Raw genomic sequence first — 2,762 nt, 5'->3', positions numbered from 1 at the left:
GGATGGAGTATGAAAAAGACTAATAAATACTGCGCGTTGCATCTGCCGAAGGCTTCATATAACGTTGAGGTCACCTGCCGCGCCAAAAGCTTTTGAGAGAGCGACACCCGTTCTCGCGGTCAGGTGGACTGGCTTGTTGGCTTTCATATTTAAAGATTCAATTAGTTACTTTTCTTAACAATGCAAATCCAAAATTTAAAGGTTCGGTATAAATTTGACACACTTCAAACTTATCTCTATTTGTAAAGATTTTTGTTTCCAAAGTAATAGCAGGGCCATCAACTCCACAATAATCAGGGAAAGTGTCGTGAAAAAGAATATAGCCACCTAATGAAACAAAAGGTTCAACTAAGTTAAAATCACTTGAACATCCCATGAATGAATGATCTCCATCGATGATAACAAAATCGATAGTGGAGTGAATTTGCTTTGCAATCTTAGGAATAAGATCTTTGGAATCACCTTGATAAAGCTCAATAAAACTTTGAAAACCACATTTTTTAATATTATTTTTAATGTAGCTTAAGGGCTCTATCAATTCAACACCAGGACACCATGGATTGTCCGTGTGAGGTAGAAACAAGTCAATACAACACAGTTTATTTCGCCTTTCATACTCTGACATTGCCGATGCAATCCAAATAGTAGAAGCACCAATATATGAACCAATTTCTAAGACATTTCTTGGTGCTATATTCACTACTAAAGCTCGCAATAATTCTCCCGCCTGAGGTGACACTGATCCAGGAAAAGACATTGGATGTTCATAAATATCGATAAGAACTTCTGCCCATTGAGCCTTACTTAGCTGTAAAGAATTTGATATTTTCCATTTGTCTCCGGGTTTTGATGCTTCTGTTTGAGTTCCAGGATTTAAAAAAGAATTTTGAGAGATATTTTGTTTGTTGAGCATTGAGTACATCCTGATATTAATTCATGTTAAGTAGCCATACTGTCATTTTTACCGGTTCTGATTTCAAAAAAATATTATTTATTAACAACAATCCTCTTTGCAAATTGATATCTTGATAAAAAGGACAAGCTCAGTGCTATGTCCGAGCTTCTCCTTTCTATCATAGCAATTAATTAAGAGAAATGCTACCAAGTCAGCAACACAATTTTACCGTTTGAGTGAAAATTGAGCTTAGTTACATAACAGTATCGGTATATGTTCGGGGTGGGTTTCTCCATGATCTTAGAACCTGAATTTGGTCGACCTATGTGATAAAACATCCAGATGTTTCCATCTACCTCAATGGTCGAGCAATGTCCGATATTAGCCGAGGCTGTATATTGCTGGTTCGTGCTATCCCATGCAACTGATTTAGGATAAGCTAATATGTAAGTGGAACTATTGGCAAGTCCTTGGACAGAAGTGGCCATCCTGTACCTCATGTGATAAGCTCCAAGATAGGAACCTTCAGACCAGATGAGATAGTAGTAGCTACCTCGTTTGAATACAGTAGGTGCTTCCATAATATTGTCACCATTTGCATTCACGGAATAAGATGCAGAAGCAGAAGACACAAAGTCAATCGGTACAGTCTGACTTCCTGGTCCTTCCCATTTGAATCCAGCGATCTTATTACCCTCATGAAAGTATGTATAAAAGAGCCACTTGGTTCCGTTGTCATTAAAAAGGTGGGAATCAATTCTCATCTTCCTACGTTCACAAGCCTGCCCACAAGAGCTTGCATCTCCATCAGAGTAACCGTAAGGGCTACCTACGTAGTTAATGGGTTCCCAATTATTTCCATCTTGGGAGTAGTATATGGTATGCCAATCATCCGTAGTCTGCTTTGCAGACATCCAAAAATACAGTTCATTGTCATAATAATCAATCTCGGGTGCCATGCTTATGTTTTGGAAACCGTTGCCGGGATCTAAGGTGTATATGTTCCAATCAATATTCTGACCAAGTAGCCAATGGCTGGAATTACCGGCAAAACTTTTGAAGTCAGCCAACGAAATGGAGTGAACATGCATCTTTCTATCCAGTGCATTATACGTTGAGGTGATAAAGACCGTATCGCCAATAACTTCGGCATCCGGGTCAGCACACTGGCGCTTAAGGATCTGATGCTGAATAATAGCAGAGGTGACCAGGTCAGTATCAGCAATAACCTCGACATCAAGGTCAGGGTATGATGTGTTAGCAAAGGATGGAACAGCGATGATGATAAGAGCAAGTAGAACAATAAGCACAGCATAGAGTTTCTTCATAAACAAACCTCATTTTATATGAAAGTATCAAAATATAGGGAGACCCAATGTCTCCCTTAGTAGGAAACATTAACCAAGGTGAGGCACTTGGCACAACACTTCTAAGAGCCAATAATATTTAAACAGGCTCTATGCGTTACAAATAAATATTAAACAGGCTTTAATTTTAAAAATCGCAAGCCAACGTTGAGTACACCGTAACGTTGAGTACACCGTCAGCCGCAAAAGCCTGCGATACATCCACAGCCCTAATCGGCTGGCGGTGGTACGATTGGTTATATGAAGCCGAATTTTATCTTCAGCCCCCGCAAATCAATGTTTTTCCCATCAGTGGCACATTGTTTGCTAATAGAAAAACTATATTTCCTCTACTATCCAATGCACAACCCGTCAACAAATTCCGGCATGAATTCGGCTTTTCCATGCTCATTTTTTCTGGAAAACCTGCAAAAGCAGGGGCAATCCCCATCCGGATATGCAATCTGTCATTGAAAAATACCTTTGAGAAAACACCACTCCATTCACTTTCACGACAGCGT

The 2,762-nt window shown here is 39.5% G+C and carries 3 protein-coding genes; 1 reads left to right on the top strand and 2 read right to left on the bottom strand.

Annotated features, from left to right (window positions below; all coding sequences use genetic code 11):
* Window positions 1-157: 157 nt before the first annotated feature.
* Together MTBBW1_RS07610 and MTBBW1_RS07605 are read right to left on the bottom strand one after the other, a co-directional pair.
* The gene (locus MTBBW1_RS07610; RefSeq protein WP_186441151.1) at window positions 158-913 is read right to left on the bottom strand and encodes an O-methyltransferase; all 756 of its coding nucleotides are present in this window, start codon (window positions 911-913) and stop codon (window positions 158-160) included.
* A 185-nt stretch (window positions 914-1,098) separates the two neighbouring features.
* Window positions 1,099-2,223, bottom strand: coding sequence for a family 43 glycosylhydrolase (locus tag MTBBW1_RS07605; protein ID WP_080801494.1), 1,125 nt, complete (start codon window positions 2,221-2,223; stop codon window positions 1,099-1,101).
* 203 nt (window positions 2,224-2,426) lie between these two features.
* Between MTBBW1_RS07605 and MTBBW1_RS29025 the strand changes: the two genes are divergently transcribed.
* Window positions 2,427-2,762, top strand: a 336-nt coding sequence (locus MTBBW1_RS29025) for a hypothetical protein (protein ID WP_222424008.1), incomplete at its 3' end; no start/stop codon positions are given.

It is taken from the genome of Desulfamplus magnetovallimortis (assembly GCF_900170035.1).
Classification (GTDB): domain Bacteria; phylum Desulfobacterota; class Desulfobacteria; order Desulfobacterales; family Desulfobacteraceae; genus Desulfamplus; species Desulfamplus magnetovallimortis.
Note: the sequence above shows the minus strand (reverse complement) of the source record. Positions and strands in the feature narration are given on the sequence as shown.

Excerpts from the sequence above, each read along its gene's own strand:
- MTBBW1_RS07610 (WP_186441151.1), bottom strand. The coding sequence starts at position 913 with ATGCTCAACAAACAAAATATCTCTCAAAATTCTTTTTTAAATCCTGGA.
- MTBBW1_RS07605 (WP_080801494.1), bottom strand. The coding sequence starts at position 2,223 with ATGAAGAAACTCTATGCTGTGCTTATTGTTCTACTTGCTCTTATCATC.